This window comes from Rhizobium sp. 01N447_2, from assembly GCF_056399245.1.
In genome coordinates this window covers 1-18,582 of the sequence record NZ_JBFTQY010000001.1, presented here as the reverse complement: position 1 = coordinate 18,582, position 18,582 = coordinate 1, and the positions used below count along the sequence as shown (strand labels likewise).

Annotated in this window: 14 protein-coding genes; 8 read left to right on the top strand and 6 right to left on the bottom strand. The window is 62.8% G+C overall.

Translation table 11 applies throughout. The features are described 5' to 3' along the window. The first annotated feature begins 18 nt into the window (after positions 1 to 18). The 8 genes from AC1ECN_RS00070 (at position 19) to AC1ECN_RS00035 (ending at position 8,911) form a co-directional block, all read left to right on the top strand. The gene (locus tag AC1ECN_RS00070) at positions 19 to 1,821 is read left to right on the top strand and encodes a sensor histidine kinase (RefSeq protein ID WP_477951801.1); all 1,803 of its coding nucleotides are present in this window, start codon (positions 19 to 21) and stop codon (positions 1,819 to 1,821) included. Then, positions 1,818 to 3,152 (top strand): sigma-54-dependent transcriptional regulator, encoded by a 1,335-nt coding sequence (locus AC1ECN_RS00065; RefSeq protein ID WP_024323092.1) that lies wholly within the window; start codon positions 1,818 to 1,820, stop codon positions 3,150 to 3,152. The genes AC1ECN_RS00070 and AC1ECN_RS00065 overlap by 4 nt, the downstream gene beginning before the upstream one ends. Before the next feature lie 110 nt (positions 3,153 to 3,262). After that, positions 3,263 to 3,586 (top strand): ArsR/SmtB family transcription factor, encoded by a 324-nt coding sequence (locus AC1ECN_RS00060; RefSeq protein WP_018068961.1) that lies wholly within the window; start codon positions 3,263 to 3,265, stop codon positions 3,584 to 3,586. Positions 3,587 to 3,754: 168 nt separating this feature from the next. After that, positions 3,755 to 4,204, top strand: a complete 450-nt coding sequence (locus AC1ECN_RS00055) for an SRPBCC family protein (RefSeq protein WP_018068960.1) — start codon at positions 3,755 to 3,757, stop codon at positions 4,202 to 4,204. Positions 4,205 to 4,415: 211 nt separating this feature from the next. Then, a complete protein-coding gene (locus tag AC1ECN_RS00050) occupies positions 4,416 to 5,399 on the top strand; it encodes a tripartite tricarboxylate transporter substrate-binding protein (RefSeq protein ID WP_018068959.1) in 984 nt (327 codons plus the stop codon). 258 nt (positions 5,400 to 5,657) lie between these two features. Further along, on the top strand, positions 5,658 to 6,119 hold the full coding sequence (locus AC1ECN_RS00045; RefSeq protein WP_018068958.1) for a tripartite tricarboxylate transporter TctB family protein: 462 nt from the start codon (positions 5,658 to 5,660) through the stop codon (positions 6,117 to 6,119). 9 nt (positions 6,120 to 6,128) lie between these two features. Next, positions 6,129 to 7,634 (top strand): tripartite tricarboxylate transporter permease, encoded by a 1,506-nt coding sequence (locus AC1ECN_RS00040; RefSeq protein WP_477951798.1) that lies wholly within the window; start codon positions 6,129 to 6,131, stop codon positions 7,632 to 7,634. A gap of 107 nt (positions 7,635 to 7,741) precedes the next feature. Then, on the top strand, positions 7,742 to 8,911 hold the full coding sequence (locus tag AC1ECN_RS00035) for a M20 aminoacylase family protein (RefSeq protein WP_130673059.1): 1,170 nt from the start codon (positions 7,742 to 7,744) through the stop codon (positions 8,909 to 8,911). 57 nt (positions 8,912 to 8,968) lie between these two features. On the opposite strand, the gene AC1ECN_RS00030 is transcribed toward AC1ECN_RS00035, so the two are convergent. The 6 genes from AC1ECN_RS00030 to AC1ECN_RS00005 all read right to left on the bottom strand — a co-directional run. After that, the gene (locus tag AC1ECN_RS00030; RefSeq protein ID WP_130673058.1) at positions 8,969 to 10,756 is read right to left on the bottom strand and encodes an adenine deaminase; all 1,788 of its coding nucleotides are present in this window, start codon (positions 10,754 to 10,756) and stop codon (positions 8,969 to 8,971) included. After that, positions 10,753 to 11,673, bottom strand: a complete 921-nt coding sequence (locus AC1ECN_RS00025; protein WP_024323095.1) for a nucleoside hydrolase — start codon at positions 11,671 to 11,673, stop codon at positions 10,753 to 10,755. Before AC1ECN_RS00025 ends, AC1ECN_RS00030 begins: the two co-directional genes overlap by 4 nt. Before the next feature lie 107 nt (positions 11,674 to 11,780). Next, positions 11,781 to 12,824, bottom strand: a complete 1,044-nt coding sequence (locus AC1ECN_RS00020) for a LacI family DNA-binding transcriptional regulator (protein ID WP_018068952.1) — start codon at positions 12,822 to 12,824, stop codon at positions 11,781 to 11,783. A gap of 175 nt (positions 12,825 to 12,999) precedes the next feature. Continuing rightward, positions 13,000 to 14,433, bottom strand: a complete 1,434-nt coding sequence (locus tag AC1ECN_RS00015; RefSeq protein ID WP_018068951.1) for an efflux transporter outer membrane subunit — start codon at positions 14,431 to 14,433, stop codon at positions 13,000 to 13,002. Between the two features lie 150 nt (positions 14,434 to 14,583). Beyond that, positions 14,584 to 17,694, bottom strand: coding sequence for an efflux RND transporter permease subunit (locus AC1ECN_RS00010; protein ID WP_024323096.1), 3,111 nt, complete (start codon positions 17,692 to 17,694; stop codon positions 14,584 to 14,586). 51 nt (positions 17,695 to 17,745) lie between these two features. After that, positions 17,746 to 18,582: efflux RND transporter periplasmic adaptor subunit (locus AC1ECN_RS00005; RefSeq protein WP_477951794.1), on the bottom strand; the 837-nt coding region annotated here is incomplete at its 5' end.

The window sequence follows — 18,582 nt, the reverse complement described above, 5'->3', positions numbered from 1 at the left end:
TATCGTGCGATAGCGGCGTTGCTGGTCGCGCCGCTGATCATCTTCGCCTTCTTCACCTATGGGAGCGCGATTGCTACGCGCGCCTATATGGAGGAAGCCTCGGCGCAGGCGGGAACGGCGCTGCGTCTTGCCGTTTCGGCACTCAGCGGCCATCTCAACCGCTACGAGGCGCTACCGGCGTTGATCGCCGATCACGACGACATCAAGGAGCTGGTGAGCGCGCCCGAGGATGAGGCGCTGCGCGCTGCGGCCAATCTTTATCTCAAGGCGATCAACGGGCTGCTGAAATCCTCCGACATCTATGTGGTCAAGCCGGATGGAGAGACGATCGCGGCCAGCAATTACGACGGACCCGCAAGTTTTGTCGGCCAGAATTTCAGCTACCGGCCCTATTTCCAGGATGCGATCGAAGGCCGGCAGGCGCGGTTCTACGCGCTCGGCACAACCTCGCTGAAGCGCGGCTATTATTTTGCCGCACCGATCCGGACCGGCGCGGATATTCGCGGCGTCATCGTCTTCAAGGTCGATATCGACACGATCGAATCCTCCTGGGGTGGCGGCGAATATAAGATCTTCGTCTCCGATCCCGAGGGCATCATCTTCATGTCGGGAAGCCCGGAATGGCTTTACGGCGCCATCCTGCCGCTGACGGCCGATCGCATCGCCCGCACCGAGGCGTCGCGGCGCTATGCCAATGCCAGGCTGACGGCGCTGCCAGTGACGCGACATCACTTCGAGCAGCATGAGCTGATGACGCTGGCCGGCGAGCGCGGCTCGAGCGAATATCTGGTGCTCTCGCATTACATGCCGGCCGAGGATTGGACGGTGAACGTGCTGATGGAAACGAGTTCCATCCGCACCCAGGCGCGCACGGCGCTTGCGGCCGTCTTTCTCATCCTGTGCATCGCTGGGCTTACGGTGGCGGTTCTGCGCCAGCGGCGGACGCGGCTCGCCGAGCGCATGCAGATGYAGGCCGAGGCGCGCAACGAGCTGGAACGACGTGTCGAGGAGCGCACGGCCGATCTTGCCCGCGTCAACAGCCGTATCGAAGAGGAGATCGCCGAGCGGCGGCTGACCGAGCAGCAGCTGCGCCAAACCCAGGCCGACCTGATCCAGGCCGGAAAACTCGCCGGTCTCGGACAGATGTCGGCTGCTCTTTCGCACGAGTTCAACCAGCCGCTCGCCGCGGCCAAGACCTATACGGACAGTGCCTCGGTGCTCATCGACCGTGGGCGGACGGAAGAGGCGCGGGACAATATCCGGCGTATCGGCGGGCTGATCGACCGGATGGCGTCGATCAGCCGGCACCTGCGCAACTTCGCCCGCAAACCGAACGAGAAGCTCGGTCCCGTTTCCCTCGATGAGGCGATGCGCGACACGCTCGAGATCATCGCCTGGCGGTTGAAGGCGGCAGATGCCGAACTGCTGCTCGATCTTGGGCCGCGTCCGCCGGTGGTGCGCGCCGGCTCGGTGCGTCTGCAGCAGGTGCTGGTCAACGTGATCTCGAATGCGGCCGATGCGGTGGAAGGGCTGGATGACCGGCGCATCGAGGTTTCGGCCTTCGAGGAGGCCGGCAAGGTGGTGCTGACGGTGCGGGACCATGGGCCGGGCGTGCCAGCCGCAATCGCCGAGCGCATCTTCGACCCGTTCTTCACGACGAAGGGTGTCGGCAAGGGCCTCGGTCTCGGGCTTTCGATATCCTATAACATCATCAAGGATTTCGGCGGCAGCCTCACTGCAGCCAATCATCCCGAAGGGGGCGCGATGTTCCGCATCGAGCTGCGATCGGCGGCAGGGCTGATACCGGAGGCGGCGGAATGAACGATGCGAAGATCCTGTTGGTCGACGACGAGGAGGAACTGCGCCGCTCGACGGCGCAGGCGCTGGAGCTCTCCGGCTTCAGCGTTGAGACCTTTTCGAACGGCGATCATGTGCTGGAGCTGATCGGCTACAGTTTTCCCGGCGTCGTCGTCAGCGATATCCGCATGCCCGGCATGGACGGCATGACGCTGATGCAGAAGATCCGGGAGATCGACCCGGAGGTGCCTGTCATTCTCGTCACCGGCCACGGCGACGTGCAGCTAGCGGTGAGGGCGATGCGCGAAGGCGCTTATGATTTCATCGAGAAGCCGTTCACGCCCGAAATGCTCGCCGGCGTCATCCGCCGGGCGATGGAACGGCGCGGCCTCGTGCTCGAAAACCGGCTGCTGAAGGCGGTCGCCGGCAAGCGCGACGATATCGAGGCGCGGCTGCCGGGGCGCACGCAGGTGATGGTGGATTTGCGCTACCGCATCCGAGCGATCGGGGCGAGCGATGCCGATACGCTTATCGTCGGGGAAACGGGAGCCGGCAAGGAAGTGGTGGCGCGGGCGCTCCACGACATCAGCGCCCGGGCGAGCCGGCCGTTCATCGCGATCAATTGCGCCGCACTGCCGGCAAACCTGATCGAGAGCGAACTCTTCGGCCATGAGGTGGGCGCCTTTCCGGGCGCGGTAAGGCCGCGCTATGGAAAGTTCGAACACGGGCGCGGCGGCACGATCCTGCTCGACGAGATCGGCTCCATGCCGTTCGACCTGCAGGCGAAGTTCCTGCGGGTGCTGCAGGAGCGGGTGATCTCCAGGCTCGGATCGAACGAGGTGGTGGCGCTCGACGTGCGCTTCATCGCGACAAGCAAGGTCGATCTGGAGGCGGAGGTGGCGGCGGGGCACTTCCGCGCCGACCTCTTCTATCGGCTGAATGTCGCGACGCTGCATGTGCCGTCGCTGTCGCAGCGGCGGGCAGATGTTCCGCTGCTCTTCCTGCAACTGGTGCGGGAGGCGGCGGCCCGCTACGGCCGCGACGAGATGGCCGTGCCGCCGGAAGTGATTTCCGACATCGCTCAGCGCGACTGGCCCGGCAATGCGCGTGAATTGAGGAATGCCGCAGACCGTCTGGTCCTTGGTCTCGACAATGGCGGGCGCCAATCCGAGGAGGCGACCGGACTTGCTGAGCGTGTCGCTGAATTCGAACGAGGGGTTATTGCCAGCGCTCTGGTGGCTCATGGCGGCAGCCTCAGGCCGGTCTATGAGTCGCTCGGCATTTCCCGGAAGACACTCTACGAAAAGATGCAGAAATACGGTCTCGACAAGCGGATGCTGACCACCGAAAGTTAGCCCCCTTTTTAAAGGCGCATGCATTCCAACCACATTTTACAGCTTGACATGCAACCATTTGGTTGCCTATAAGGGGCGAAATAGGCAACCAAATGGTTCCGTATAAAGACATGGATGATGATGCGGTTTTCCGGGCTCTGGCGGATGCGAGCCGGCGGCAGTTGCTAGATCGGCTGTATGCAAGGAACGGCCAGACTCTGGCAGAGCTCTGCGAGGGGCTTACGATGACGCGCCAGGCCGTGGCCAAACATATTGGGATCCTGGAGGAGGCGAGCCTCGTTTCGTCGCAGCGCCAGGGCCGGGAGAAACTGCACTTCATCAATCCTGTGCCGATCAACGAGATCGCGCAACGATGGATCAACAAATTCGAGCGGCAGCAACTGAATGCGCTCGCCGATCTGAAGCAGACTCTCGAAGGCAAGGGCGGCCACTAGATCAGCGGCCTGGCCATCGGGGAGTACCCAGAGCATGATGCCGAAAAGTGCAAGCGGTTTTCGGACGACATCATGCTCTAGCTATCTAGTTGAGAACAGGATTCAGATTTTAGGCCGGGTCGGCCTAAAATCATCCTGTTCTGGTCCTGGCGAAAAGGGAGTATCATCATGGCTGGCAGCACATATAACTATGTCACCTTTATCCGCACAACGCCGGAGCAGCTCTGGGCGGCGCTGACGACGGCCGAGTTCATGAAGAAATTCTGGCTCGGCGCCCATTTCGAGACCGAGTGGAGGGCAGGCGCTGCCTGGAAGCTTCTGTTCGAGGACGGATCAGTCGCGGATACCGGCGAGATCCTGGAATGCGATCCGCCGAAACGGCTCGTATTGAAGTGGCGAAACGAGTTCATGCCGGAGCTGAAGGCCGAGGGCTATTCGCAATGCGTGATGGAGATCGAGGCGGTCAACGATACGGCCACCAAGCTGACGGTGACCCATTCCATCGCAGTCGAGAATTCCAAGCTTATCAACGCCGTTTCCGGCGGCTGGCCACGCATTCTCTCCAACCTCAAGTCGCTCATCGAGACCGGCGAAGTGGTGCTGCCTCCCAAAAAATAAGGCAGACGTCATAGCGCGATGGGTGGATTTCCACCCACCGCATTGGCCGTTTGTTTCCAAATCGACCCATGCTGCATCGCACTGTCGCAAAATCGTCTTTCGAAAGCGGTTGCAATGATTGCGGGTCGATTTTTCCCGGCGGCAAATAGGTGATCCGAACCGGCGCGGAGGATGTGTCGGCGGGCTCGCTTATTTCATCAGGGAGGAAACGATGAAAATTCTGAAGGCCATGCTCGGCCTGACCGCGGCTGCCGCGGTCTCTCTTCTCGCCGGCGCCGCTTCGGCGCAGACCTATCCCGAGCGTACCATCACCATGGTCGTGCCCTTTGCGGCCGGCGGCCCGACCGACACCGTCGCGCGCCTGGTCGCCGAATCCATGTCGAAGGATCTCGGCCAGCAGATCGTCGTCGAAAATGTCGGCGGTGCCGGCGGCACGCTCGGTGCTGGCCGCGTGGCGAGTGCCGATCCCGACGGTTACACCATCCTGCTGCACCATATTGGCATGGCGACCAGCGCTACGCTCTACCGCAAGCTCGCCTACGACACGCTCGGCGCCTTCGACTATGTCGGCCTCGTCACCGAGGTGCCGATGACCATCGTTGCCCGTAAGGACATGGAGCCGGCCGACCTCAAGGGGCTGATCGACTACATCAAGGCGAACAAGGACAAGGTGACGGTCGCCAATGCCGGCATCGGTGCGGCCTCGCATCTCTGCGGCATGATGTTCATGAGCGCCATCCAGACGCCGCTCACGACCGTTCCCTACAAGGGCACCGGCCCTGCCATGACCGATCTGCTCGGCGGTCAGGTCGATGTCATGTGCGATCAGACGACCAACACGACGAAGCAGATTCAGGGCGGCACGATCAAGGCCTATGCCGTGACCTCGCCCAAGCGGCTCGACGTGATGAAGGATATTCCGACAGCCGTCGAAGCCGGGCTGCCGGGTTTTGAAGTCGGCATCTGGCACGGCATCTATACGCCGAAGGGCACGCCGGCTGAGATCAACGAACGTCTGTCGAAGTCGCTGCAGGTCGCGCTGAAGGATCCGAATGTCGGCGCCCGCTTCGCCGAGCTCGGCACGGCGCCATCCTCCGATGCCGATGCGACGCCGGCTGCGCTGAAGGCCAAGCTCGAAAGCGAGATCGCCCGCTGGAAGCCGATCATCGAGGCCGCCGGCGAGTATGCCGACTGAGGATCATGTCCTCGTCCAGGACATGCCGGATGAGCCCCCCACCCAAACCCACTCCCCGTGCACGGGGAGAGGGAACATGCGTCATTCAACGGCGGTGGAGGCGAAGGGTTTGCGGCATATCCCCTTCTCCCCGCGTGCGGGGGTCCGAAGGACGGGTCGAGACCCGTGGCTCGACCCCGGTTAGTGCCGGCAGGCGGATGAGGGGCTACTTTCTTTGTGACCGCGTCACATCAACCATCTCCAACCCCAGGAGACACCATGAAGTCCATCAGTTTCGATACCACCAATGCGATCTGCGGCGCGCTTTTCGTCGCAACCGGTGCTTTCTTCGCCATCCAGTCGCTGGGGCTCGACCTCGGTACGGCAGTGCGCATGGGGCCTGGTTATTTTCCGTTGGCGCTTGCCGGTGTGCTCGTGCTTCTCGGCGCGATCATCTTCATTCAGGCACTCCGCGTCGAGGGCGAGCCTATCGACCCGTTTGCCTGGCGCGGCATGCTCTTCATCCTGCCGGCACCGGTGTTCTTCGGGCTGACGGTGCGCGGTCTCGGATTTGCACCGTCACTGTTCCTCACCGCCTTCATCGCCTGCTTCGCATCGCAAAAGATGAACGTGTTCTTCGCGATCATCCTCTCGCTGCTGCTGACGATCTTTTCGGTCGCGGTCTTCAGCTACGGGCTCGGCCTGCCGTTCGAGCGCTTCGGCCCCTGGGTCCGGTTCTAGGAGGCGATGATGGATCTTTTCAGCAATCTCGCGCTCGGCTTTGCAACAGCCGGCACTCCGGAAAACCTGTTCTTCTGCCTGATCGGCGTGCTGCTCGGCACGCTGATTGGCGTGCTGCCCGGCATCGGCGCCACGGCGACGATCGCCATGCTGCTGCCGATCACCTTCCAGCTCGAACCAGTCTCCTCGCTGATCATGCTCGCCGGCATCTATTACGGCGCGCAGTATGGCGGTTCGACGACGGCGATCCTCATCAACATGCCGGGCGAATCCTCCTCGGCCGTCACCGCGATCGACGGCTACCAGATGGCCCGCAAGGGCAGGGCGGGGGCAGCACTTGCGATCGCGGCCCTCGGCTCGTTCTTCGCTGGCACCGTGTCGACCTTCCTCGTCGCGATCTTCGCGCCGCCGCTCACCGCAATTGCGCTGCAATTCGGCTCGGCAGAATATTTCTCGCTGATGGTCGTCGGTCTCGTTTCCTCGATCGCTCTCGCGCACGGCTCTGTCGTCAAGGCGCTGGCGATGGTGGCGCTCGGGCTGCTACTCGGCCTCGTCGGCACCGACATCTATACCGGCACGCCGCGCTTCACGCTCGGCATCCGCGAATATGCCGACGGGCTGAACTTCGTGGCGCTCGCCGTCGGCGTCTTCGGGGTTGCCGAAATCCTTCGCAACCTCGAGGGCGAGTCGACACGCACGGTGCTGATGGCCAAGGTGTCCGGCCTCCTGCCGTCCCGCCAGGAATTCAAGGAGATKATCGCACCCGTCATTCGCGGCACGGCGATTGGCTCGGCGCTCGGCATCCTGCCGGGTGGCGGTGCAATCCTTGCCTCCTTCGCCTCCTATACGGTGGAAAAGCGAATGTCGAAGACGCCGGAGGAATTCGGCAAGGGTGCCGTTGCCGGTGTCGCAGGACCGGAATCGGCAAACAATGCCGGTGCGCAGACCTCGTTCATTCCGCTCTTGACGCTCGGCATTCCGGCCAATCCCGTCATGGCGCTGATGATCGGTGCGATGATCATCCAGGGCATCGTGCCCGGTCCGAACGTCGCCACCGAGCAGCCGGCGCTGTTCTGGGGCATCATCGCCTCGATGTGGATCGGCAACCTGATGCTCGTCATCCTCAATCTGCCGCTGATCGGGCTCTGGGTGAAACTGCTGACCGTGCCTTACTACGTGCTCTTCCCCGTCATCATGGCCTTCTGCTCGATCGGGGTCTACAGCGTCAACGCCAATGTCTACGACCTCTATGCCGTCGCCTTCTTCGGGCTCATCGGCTATGTGTTGGCGAAGCTTCGCTGCGAGCCGGCGCCGCTCCTGCTCGGCTTCGTGCTCGGGCCGCTGCTCGAGGAGAACCTGCGTCGCGCCATGATCCTGTCGCGCGGCGATCCCACCACCTTCGTCACGCGACCGATCAGCGCCATTCTCCTGGCGATTGCGGCCGCGGTCCTCATCGTCGTCTTCCTGCCTAGCGTCAAGAAGAAGCGCGAGGAGGTGTTCGTCGAGGAAGCCTGAGGGGTTGAACTTGTGGGCCGTTTGATGAACAACGGATGATCTGACGCGGGCGCCGGTTGGGCGCCCGTTTCGCTTGACAGGATATCCAGGCCCATGAGCATTGCCCGATGAGCATCCCCGCCCGGATCAAGGACGATCTGCCTTTTCTCACCTCCCTGCGCCGCGATCTGCACGCCCATCCCGAACTCGGTTTCGAGGAGGAACGCACCGGCAGCATCGTCGCGACCCTTATCGAAGAGGCCGGTATTGCGGTGCATCGCGGTCTTGGCGGCACCGGCGTGGTCGGCACGCTGCAGATCGGCAACGGCACACGCAGGATCGGGCTCCGCGCCGACATGGATGCGCTTGCCATGCCTGAGATGGCGGAGCGGCCTTATAAATCGACAGTGTCAGGCAAGATGCATGCCTGCGGTCATGACGGGCATACGGCGATGCTCCTCGGCGCCGCGCGGCATCTGGCGGCGACACGGAATTTTTCCGGCACGGTGCATTTCATCTTCCAGCCGGCCGAAGAAGGGCGAGGCGGGGCAAGGCGCATGGTCGAGGACGGGCTGTTTCAACTTTTTCCCTGCGATGCCGTCTATGGGCTGCACAACATGCCTGGGCTTGCGGTCGATGAGATCGCCGTGGTCGAGGGGCCGCAGCTTGCCTCCTCCGACAGCTGGCGGATTATCTTCCGCGGGACCGGCACGCACGGCGCCAAGCCGCATCTTGGCCGCGATCCGATCACGGCCGCCGGCACCTTCCTGTCATCGCTGCAGACGATTGTCGGACGGGTGGTCGATCCGCTGCAACCGGCGGTCGTCAGCGCCTGTTTCCTGCAGGCGGGCGACCCAAAGGCGCTGAACGTCATTCCTGATATCGTCGAGATTGGCGGGACGGCGCGGGCCTATTCGCCTGAGGTGCGCGATCAGCTCGAGACCGAGATCGGACGCTTGGCGCATGGCACGGCGGCCATGTACGGCATTGCCGTGGACTATGCATTCGAGCGGCGAATTCCGCCTGTCGTCAACGATGCGGATGCGACGGCGCGGGCGCTTGGTGCGGCTGGTGCGGTCTTTAATGAGAAGGTGCGGACAAGCTTTCCGCCATCGACGGCGGGAGACGATTTCGCCTTCTTCGCGCAGAATGCGCCGGGCTGCTATGTCTGGCTCGGCAACGGTCCGGCGGTGGACGGGGCGCTGCACCATAATACGGCTTATGATTTCAACGATGAAGCGCTTGGATATGGGGCGGCTTACTGGGTTGCGTTGGTCGAGCGGGAATTGAAGGTCTAGATGGAGTTTGAGGTGGCGGGGACGCACGCCCTTTGTATATGGTCTGTGCGCCTCGGCTTACATAATCTCCAGCACCGGACTCTCAAGCACTTTCCCCGTCACCACATCGGCAATTCCCCGATCCGTCTGGTGCGGGCCGGCATTGCAGGCGAGCGTTGCGCCGAAGCAGGCCTTGAAGACCAAATAGGGCGGCTTCCACTTGACGATCTTTTCCATTGCACTGCGGATGCTGACGAAGGCCAAGGCGGTGTCCTTCAGCGATGCATCCGTCACCAGACCGGAGAGCGGCAGCGGCAGCATCGCTTCGATCCGGCCGTCCCTGGCGACCGCCATGCCGCCACCAGCTGATATGACGGCGTTGGCGGCGAGCGCCATGTCGCCCGCATTGCCGCCGAAGACGGTGAGGTTGTGGCTGTCATGCGAAACGGTGGTGCAGAAGGCGCCGCGCCATTCACCCCAGCCGGTGAGGAAACCGATGCGCGGGGTACCGTCGGTTTTGCCGTGGCGATGGGTGACTGAGATCATGGCACTGCCGGCCGGCGGCACGACGAACCCGTCCCTGACCGCCGTTTCGGCCTCGCCCCATTGCGTGAAGCGCGGGCGGTCGATGGTGGCGACGCGGACGCGCTCGCCCCGCGCCGGAATGCGGAAATCATTCTCGGTCAGCGGCGGCAGCTTCACCGAATTGACAAGCGGCGCCGTATCAATCTGCTTGACGGCCACCTGCATGCTGCCGTTGCGGGCGACGAGGCGGCCGCCTGATATCACCAGCCGCGCGCGGAATTCCGTGAGGTCGTCGAAGAGCACGATGTCGGCGCGGCGGCCGGCGGCGACAAGGCCGAGATCGGGACGCTGCAGACGTTGTGCGGCATTGAAGGTCGCGGCACGGATGGCCCATTCCGGCTTCATGCCGTAGCGTACCAGGCGCCTGATGACGTCGTCGAGGCCGCCGCCTTCCTGGAGTTCGTCGGGAAAGACGTCGTCGGTGCAGAGCGTGACGGTGGGAGGCAGGTGGCCGAGACCGTTCAGCACCTCGACGAACTCCTTCAGCAGATGGTCGTGAGAGCCGCGCAGCTCGATCGTCAGGCCGGCGGAAAGCTTGGCGAGGAGATCGGTGCCGGAGGTAAGTTCGTGGTCGGAGGTGATGCCCGATGCAATGAAGGCGTTGAGATCGGCGCCTTCGAGGCCGCGGGCATGGCCGCAAACGAGCTTGCCGGCGGCAAGGCCGGCATTGACGATGGCCGTCATGCGCGGATCGCCGTCGATGATGCCGCGCATGTTCATGACTTCGGCGACGCCGCCGACGGCGGGGGAGCGCAGCATCTCGGCGACGACGGTAGCATCGAAATCGGCGCCGGCAAGTTCCAGGCCTGGCGCGGAAGGCACGCAGGAGGGCGCGAGCAGGATCACGCGCAGTGGCAGGCCGCGCGCCGCCTCGATCGCCCAGCGCACGCCGTCGAGCCCATGGACGTTGCCGAATTCATGCGGATCCCAGACGATCGTAGTCACGCCGCGCGGCAAGACGGCGCTCGCATATTCGGCCGGCGTCACCATCGAACTTTCGACATGCATGTGCGTGTCGATCAGGCCGGGCGTCAGGATGCAGCCCGCCGCATCGATGGTCTCGACGGCATCCGTTCGGCTTGCCGGGGCATGGACGCTGGCGATGAGGGTGCCGACGAGGCCGATATCGGCTTTCCGGATCAGGCCTGTCACCGCATCGAGCAGCCTGCCACCGGTGATTAGCATGTCGAAAGGGGCGTCGCCGCGCGCCGCAGTGACGGCGCGGGCGCGCAAGGCGGGATCATTGAGATCGGCGGGTTCCTGACGAGGGGTGGCGGTCATTTGCGGGCCTCGTTGACCAACGCGGCGAGAATGATGACACGCGCCATGTCGGCATCGATGTCGGCGGCGAATTGGGCATTGAAGGTTGCATGCGTGGCGCGGGTCTCGACGACGGTGCGGCCTCGGGTGAGGGCACCCTGCAGCTCGACGTCGATGCGGGCGGGACGGAAGCTGACGATATCTGGAGCGACGAAGGCGACGGCGGCAGAGGGGTCGTATATCGCCATGGCCGGGCGGCCGCGGCTGGTGCCGATGCGGATATAACCCGAGAACATATCGGCGATCAGCTCGGCATTGGCGCCGCCGGCATGGCGTATCGGTTCGGCGTCTTCGGGCCTTGCCAGCACCTTGCGGCAGAGGTCGAGATCAACCATGCGCAGCGGCAGGCCATGGGCGATGACGATCGACAGGGCTTCCGGATCGGCGAGCGCGTTGAATTCGGCGGAGGCCGTATGGTTGCCGCTGGTGACGCCACCGCCCATCCAGACGAGTTCGGTGATGCGGGCGGCAAGATCGGGCCGGGCAAGCGCCACGGCGGCGATGTTGGTGAGAGGCCCGAGCGCCAGGATGCGGTGCTGGCCCTGGCGCTCCAGCCAACGGCAGAGTGCTGCGAAGGCATCGCTGTCTGCAAGGGCAGCCGCCTGCGGCAGGGTCCTGCCGATGGTCGGGATGCCGGTTTCGCCAAGGATCGCCTGCGCGGTTTCAAGCTGGCCGAGAACGGGCATGGCGCGACCGGTGTGGATCGGGAACTTCCAGCCGAAGGCACTGGCAGCGCCGGCGGCATTTATTCTCACCTGCGGCAGCGGCGTGTTGCCGAAGAGCAGCGATAGGCCGTCGATCTCGAGTTCAGACTGTACCACCACCAGAATGGCGGCGATGTCGTCAAAGCCCATGTCTGTGTCGATCCATACGCCCATGATTTCACCCGAACCGTTTGAGGTTTGCCGCGTCGGCAACCGGCAGATCGAAGGCGAGCACGGTATCGAGGAGAAGTGCTGACGAAGCAATGAGAGCCTTTTTCATCTTATATGTTCTCCATCTCTGAGGTTTTTGGTGCCGGCTTCGCAGGCCCGGATGATTGGCGGACGATCAGCTGCATAGCGACGCGTTCGATCTGCGCGGTCACGAGCCTGCCCTTGCGGATGCTGCTTGTTCTTATGCTATCCACGAGCGCCGACACGGCAATCCCGGCAATCTTATCCATGTCCATCCGGACCGTCGTCAGCGCCGGCGTGACAACAGGCGACCAGATGAGGTCGTCGAAGCCGGTGACGCTGACATCTGCGGGAATGTTGATGCCAGCCTGCTGCAACTCCGTCAGTGCCCGCAACGCCTGCAGGTCGGAGAGGGCGGCAAAGGCGGTGAAACCCTGCCTGACTTTTTCGGCGAGACCGAGTGGGCAGTCACTGCCGTTCTCCTGCTCCAGCCTGTCGATCCACAGGGTTTCCGAATGCATGCCCGGGCGCATGCCGGAGCGAATGCCGCCGGCGCGGTCATTCTGGACGTTGGATTCCTGATTGTTGCCGATGATGAGGATACGGCGATGGCCGAGGCCTGCGAGATGGCCGGCGATTTCGTGGCCGCCCTGCCAATGGTCGGCGGCTACGGTGTTGCCAGGCGTCGAGGGAGTGTCGATGACGGCGACCGGACAGGCCGCGGCCGAAATGCGGGTGGCGCGGCGGGGAATGATGACCATGCCGTCGACGCCGCGCTCGACCAGCCGATTGATCGCCTCGGTCTGGGCGGCGACATCGCCGCGGGAATCGGCGATCAGCACGCCGTAACCGGCGGCGGAGGCAGCGAATTCGATCGCCTGCGCGATCTTCGGGAACAGCGGATTGGCGATATCGGGCAGCACCAGGCCGAGAACGCCGCTGCGGCCGGTCCGCAACGCCCGGCCGGCCTGGCTCGGCACGTAACCCAGCTCGGCTGCATGCTCGCGAATTCTTTCGACCAATGGGCCGGAGACCCGGCCTTTGCCGGAAAGCGCATTGGAGACCGTGGCGACGGAGACGCCGAGCGACGTCGCTATCCTGCTGAGGTTCGGTCCCGGGCGCGATGCTGTCATAATTGACGATCACTCTGATTAATCGTTTAACCAGATTGATAGCTTAGCTTTTTCCGCGTGTCGAATCTGAATTCATCTTATGCGCAATTATTCGGTTACGGCATGCGACAGGCAAGAAAAAGCCCCGCGAGACGATCGCGAGGCTTTGTATTCCTCAGGTCGATTGCAGCAGCTGTCAGCCCTTGACAGTCACAACCTTCGCCGCCGGTGCGGTCGTCTTGCCGCCGGGGGCGAAGCCACCGCCGACTGCGATGTTCAGCGAGACATAATCCTTGGCCATCTGTTGGACGGATGCGGCAAGGCTTGCCTGGGCCAGCGAAACCTGGCGCTGCGCGTCGAGAACGTCGAGCAGCGAGGAGGCGCCGTCCTTGTAGGATGCAGTCGAAAGTTCCAGCGTTTCCTGCGTGGTCTTCACCTGGGCCTGAAGCGCCGCGACCGTTTGTGCGTCACGCCGGACGGCCGAAAGCGCATTCTCGACCTGCTCGACCGCGGTCAGCACCGTCGACTTCCAGTTGAGATAGGCGGTCGCAGCATCGGACTGTGCCGACTTGACGTTGGCGCGAAGGCGGCCACCATCGAAGATCGGCAGGTTGAGCGTCGGGCCGAAGGACCAGGGCGTCAGGCCGCCATGGATGCCACGCTGGTTGATGTAGGACGGCGAGATCGAGCCGCTAAGCGAGATGCTCGGATAAAGCTGCGCCTGGGCAACGCCGATATTGGCCGTTGCGGCGGCAAGATCACGTTCCGCCACGCGGATGTCCGGACGATTGCGGATCAGGTCGGCCGGGATGCCGGAGGTGATGCCGCCGCGGAATACCGGCTGACCGGAGCCCTTCAGCAATTCATCGACAAGAGCCGAAGCCGGCAGGCCGAGCAGCGTGGCGATGTGATGGGCTGATATGCGGATATTGGTTTCGAGGCCGGGAATTTCGGCGAGCGTCGACTGCACCAGGCCTTCGGCCTGAACGACGTCAAGACGCGAGGCGGCGCCAGCTTCAAGCTGGAACTTGGTCAGTTCGTAGGTTTCTTGGCGAGACTTTAGGTTGGCCTTCGAAAGCGCCAGGCGCTGCTGAAAGAAGCGAACGTCGATATAGCTCGAGACAAGGTCCTGTATGAGGGTCAGCCTGGCAACGTCAGCCGATGCGTAAGCGGAATCGAGCGAGGCAAGCGCGCTCTCCGTATTGCGCTTGTAGAGCCCGAAGAGATCGAGCAGCCAGCTCAGCTGGACGTCGCCGGCACTGGTGTTGCGCGTGTCGAGCTGCGTGCGCAGCTCGCCCTTCTGGCCGCTGACCGTCTGCGAGGCGCCGACCGTCAGGCTCGGCAGGCCGCCGGCGCCGGCGGTGGTGACGTTTGCGGAAGCTGCATTGATTCTTTCGATCGCCTGCTGAACTGTCAGGTTCTGATCGAGGCCGGCCTTGACGTAGCCGTTCAGTCTTGAATCCTTGAAGGCGGTCCACCATGCTGCAGTAGCAACATCGCCATCGCTCTTGGTTCCACCCTCTCCGAATTTGGCGGGCAGCGGCATCTCAGGAGGAACATGATCTGGGCCCACAACGCAGCCCGACAACAATAACAATAATGCCGGTGTGGCAAAACGAAGAGATACCATTCATTTCATCCTGTACTCGAGCAAGTCAATTCTTGTCCGAAGCTTCATGCTTCACTATCGGCCGCCGCGCTTCGTTCTACCAAAAACACCATTCCGAAGCAGTCGGGCGCAATGTAGCAACGCGAACTGCATTATCACAGTGCATTTATATCACAGTCCTGCCGCATTTTTGCCGCGTGTGGCAAAGATGCGTCGAATGACGACGAAAAACGACGGCACGAAGAAAATTCCGAGCATCGTCGCCGCCAGCATGCCGCCGAGAACGCCAATCCCGATGGCATTCTGTGCCGCCGAGCCCGCGCCTGTGGCGATTGCCAGCGGCACGACGCCGAGAATGAAGGCAAGCGAGGTCATGATGATCGGCCGCAGCCGCAATCTCGCTGCTTCCAATGTCGCCTCGTAGAGCCCCATGCCGCTTTCCATACGATCCTTGGCGAATTCGACGATCAGAATGGCGTTTTTCGCCGCCAGCCCGATGGTGGTGAGCAGGCCGACCTTGAAATAGACGTCGTTCGCCTGGCCGAACAGAGTTGCCGCCGTCAGCGCTCCGAGGATGCCGACGGGCACCGCCATGATCACCGAGAAGGGGATCGACCAGCTTTCGTAAAGCGCCGCCAGGCAAAGGAAGACGACGAGAACCGAGATCGCGTAGAGCATCGGCGCCTGCGAACCGGAAAGCCGCTCCTGATAGGAGATGCCCTGCCAGGCGACCGTATAACCGCCGCCGAGTTCATTGGTCAGTGCTTCCATTTCGTTCATCGCATCGCCGGAGGATACTCCGGGAGCGGATGCGCCGTCGAGCGGAATGGCGCTGACGGCATTGAAGCGGGCAAGCGAAGGCGCGCCCTTCACCCACTCCGTCCGGGTAAAGGCGGAGAAAGGCACCATTTCGCCGTCATTGTTGCGGGCATACCAGTGGTTGAGATCGCTCGGCTGCATGCGGAAGGGCGCATCGCCCTCGACATAGACCGGCTTGATCTCGCCGTTCAGCGTGAAGTCGTTGACGTCCCGGCCGGTGAAGATGATCGACAGCATCGAATTGACCGAGGCGATGTCGACGCCCATGGCGCCAATCTTCTCCTGATCGAGCACGATGCGCATCTGCGGCTCGACTTCCTTGTTGCTGCTGCGCAGCGCCACGATCTTGCCTGACGTGTTGCCCATCTGGACCAGCCGCTTGGAGGCGGCCGTCAGGGCATCGTTGCCATGGCCGCCGGTGTCGACGAGATACATCGAGAAGCCGCTCGAGACGCCAAGCCCCTGGATCGCCGGCGGCAGCAGCGCGAAGACCTGCGCCTCGCGGATCGCAAAGAAGCTGCGCAGCGCACGGTTGACAACCGATTGGGCGCTCAGCGTCGGATCGGTGCGCTGTGCGAATTCCTTGAGCTTGGTGAAGACGATGGCGCTGTTCTGGCCGGAACCGCTGAAACCGAAGCCGAGCGCGCCGAAGACGGAATCGACGGCATCCTTCTCGTTTTCACGATAATATTTCTCGACCTTCTCGACGACCGCCTGGGTCTGCTGCGTGGTCGAGCCCGGCGGTGTGGTGACGATGGTCAGCAGCACGCCCTGGTCTTCCTGCGGCAAGAAGGAGCTCGGTAGACGGGTGAAGAGATAAGCGCAGCCGGCGCCGACCAGAAGGAAGACCAGCATGACGCGGATCGGTCGCTTCAGCAGATAGCCGATGGCGCTGATATAGCCGTTGGTCGAGCGCGTGAAGTTGCGGTTGAACCAGTCGCCGACGCGGTGCTTCCTGTGTTCGCCGACCGGCTTCAGCATTGTGGCGCAAAGTGCAGGCGTCAGCACGAGGGCGACGAGCGCCGACAGCAGCATGGCTGAGACGATGGTGATTGAGAACTGCCGATAGATGATGCCGGTCGAACCGCCGAAGAAGGCCATCGGAATGAAGACGGCGGTGAGGACGAGCGCGATGCCGACAATGGCGCCGGTGATCTCGCCCATCGATTTTTCCGTTGCTTCGAGCGGCGAAAGCTTTTCTTCGGACATGATGCGTTCGACGTTTTCGACGACGACGATGGCGTCGTCGACGAGAAGGCCGATCGCCAGCACCATGGCGAACATCGTCAAGGTATTGATCGAGTAGCCGGTGACCGCCAGCACCCCGAAGGTGCCGAGCAGCACCACGGGAACGGCAATCGTCGGGATCAGCGTCGCACGAAGATTCTGCAGGAAGACGAGCAGCACCACGAAGACGAGCACGATCGCTTCGATCAGCGTGTGGACAACTTTCTCGATCGACAGTTCCACGAAGGGTGTCGTGTCATAGGGATAGGTGATCTCCACGCCCGCCGGCAGGCCACGGCCGATAACCTCAAGCGCGGAGCGCACGCGGGCGGCGGTATCGATGGCGTTGGCGCCGATCGCAAGGTTGACGGCAAAACCGGTTGACGGCTGGCCGTTGTACCGAGAACTGCCGCCGTAGCTTTCCTGACCGATCTCGATGCGCGAGACGTCGCTCAAGCGCACCGTCGCGCCGTCCTTTTCGACCTTCAGGATGATATGTTCGAAATCGGCGACAGTGGTCAGCTGGCTTTGGGCGGTGATGGTGACGTTGATCTGCTGGCCGGGGATCGTCGGCTGAGCACCGAGCGAACCGACGGAGACCTGGGTGTTCTGGGCTTGGATGGCAGACGTCACGTCGCTCGGCGTCAACTGGTATTTCAGCAGCTTGAACGGATCGAGCCAGACGCGCATGGCGTATCCCGAACCGAAGACATTGATGCTGCCGACGCCTTCCAGGCGCTGGATCTGATCCTCGATCGAGGTCGACATGATATTGCCGAGGTCGACAGAATTGCGCTTGCCGTCGGTCGAAACGAGCGAGCCGACCAGAAGGATGCTCGAGGTCGAGCGGGTGACGCTGATGCCGGCATCGATGACGTCGCTTGGAAGCTGCGACTGAACCAGCTGCAGCTTGTTCTGCACCTGCACCTGGGCGATATCGGGGTCGGCGCTCGTCCCGAAAGTGAGCTGGATGCTGGCCGAACCCGTCGATGAGGTCGAGGTCATGTAGGTGAGGTCGTCGAGGCCGGTCATGCCGTCTTCGATGATCGTGGTCACCGATTTCTCGACAGTCTCGGCGCTGGCGCCGCGATAGGTGGCGTTGATACGAACCGTCGTCGGGGCGATGTCGGGATATTGCGAGATCGACAGCGTGAAGATCGCCAGCAGGCCGGCGAGCATGATGGTGATCGCAATGACCCAGGCGAAAATCGGACGTCGGATGAAAAACTTGGCCATCGGTTGTTCCTGTGCGGCTGAGACGGTGACGATGCGAGGCTGCAGCGATTATTATTTCGCTGCGGGCTTCTGCGCGTCACCGGCCGCGGGCTGCTCGGCAGGCACGACCACGCCGTTGTCGTTGATCTTCATCGGGACCGGCTTCACCGGCATGCCGGAGGTGATCGATTGCAGGCCGCTCACGATCAGCTGATCGCCGTCCTTGATGCCTTCGGTCACGAGCCAGGAATTGTTGGAGGGCGAGCTGTTCTCGAAGGCGCGGGTTTCGACCTTGCCGTCGGCGGAAACGAACTGTGCCGTCAGCCGGCCGTTGGCGTCACGGCTCGTCGCCAGCTGCGGCAGCGCATAACCGGCCTCGGCGCCGAGCTCGACGGTTGCGCGGACATACATTCCGGGCAGCACGATACGGTCAGGATTGGGAAAGAGCACGCGGATGATGAAGGTGCCTGTGGTCTCACTGACCACCTGCTTCGACATGTCGAGCTTGCCCTGCTGGTTGTATTCCTTGCCGTTTTCGAGGATCAGATGGAAGACGACATTGGCTTCGCCCTTGATGTCGCCGGCGGCCATCGCATCGCGCAGCTTCAAGAGGTTGGTGCTCGATTCCGTCAGCGAGATGTAGATCGGATCGAGCTGGCGGATCGTCGTCAGCGCCGTCGTCTGGTTGGCAGAGACGACGTTGCCGACATTGACGGCCGTCTGGTCGATGATGCCATCGAAAGGGGCGACGATCCTGGTGTGGTCGAGGTCGATCTGTGCGGCGGCGAGTGCGGCCTTCGCCGACTCGACTTCGGCCTTGGCCTGAAGCAGCGTCGTCTTGGCCGTTTCGAATTCGATCTGGGTGGCCTGAAGCAGCGTCGTCTTGGCCGTTTCGAATTCGATCTGGGT

Coding starts and splice junctions, on each gene's coding strand:
- AC1ECN_RS00065 (WP_024323092.1), top strand. CDS start 1,818: ATGAACGATGCGAAGATCCTGTTGGTCGACGACGAGGAGGAACTGCGC.
- AC1ECN_RS00060 (WP_018068961.1), top strand. CDS start 3,263: ATGGATGATGATGCGGTTTTCCGGGCTCTGGCGGATGCGAGCCGGCGG.
- AC1ECN_RS00055 (WP_018068960.1), top strand. CDS start 3,755: ATGGCTGGCAGCACATATAACTATGTCACCTTTATCCGCACAACGCCG.
- AC1ECN_RS00050 (WP_018068959.1), top strand. CDS start 4,416: ATGAAAATTCTGAAGGCCATGCTCGGCCTGACCGCGGCTGCCGCGGTC.
- AC1ECN_RS00045 (WP_018068958.1), top strand. CDS start 5,658: ATGAAGTCCATCAGTTTCGATACCACCAATGCGATCTGCGGCGCGCTT.
- AC1ECN_RS00035 (WP_130673059.1), top strand. CDS start 7,742: ATGAGCATCCCCGCCCGGATCAAGGACGATCTGCCTTTTCTCACCTCC.
- AC1ECN_RS00030 (WP_130673058.1), bottom strand. CDS start 10,756: ATGACCGCCACCCCTCGTCAGGAACCCGCCGATCTCAATGATCCCGCC.
- AC1ECN_RS00025 (WP_024323095.1), bottom strand. CDS start 11,673: ATGGGCGTATGGATCGACACAGACATGGGCTTTGACGACATCGCCGCC.
- AC1ECN_RS00020 (WP_018068952.1), bottom strand. CDS start 12,824: ATGACAGCATCGCGCCCGGGACCGAACCTCAGCAGGATAGCGACGTCG.
- AC1ECN_RS00015 (WP_018068951.1), bottom strand. CDS start 14,433: ATGGTATCTCTTCGTTTTGCCACACCGGCATTATTGTTATTGTTGTCG.
- AC1ECN_RS00010 (WP_024323096.1), bottom strand. CDS start 17,694: ATGGCCAAGTTTTTCATCCGACGTCCGATTTTCGCCTGGGTCATTGCG.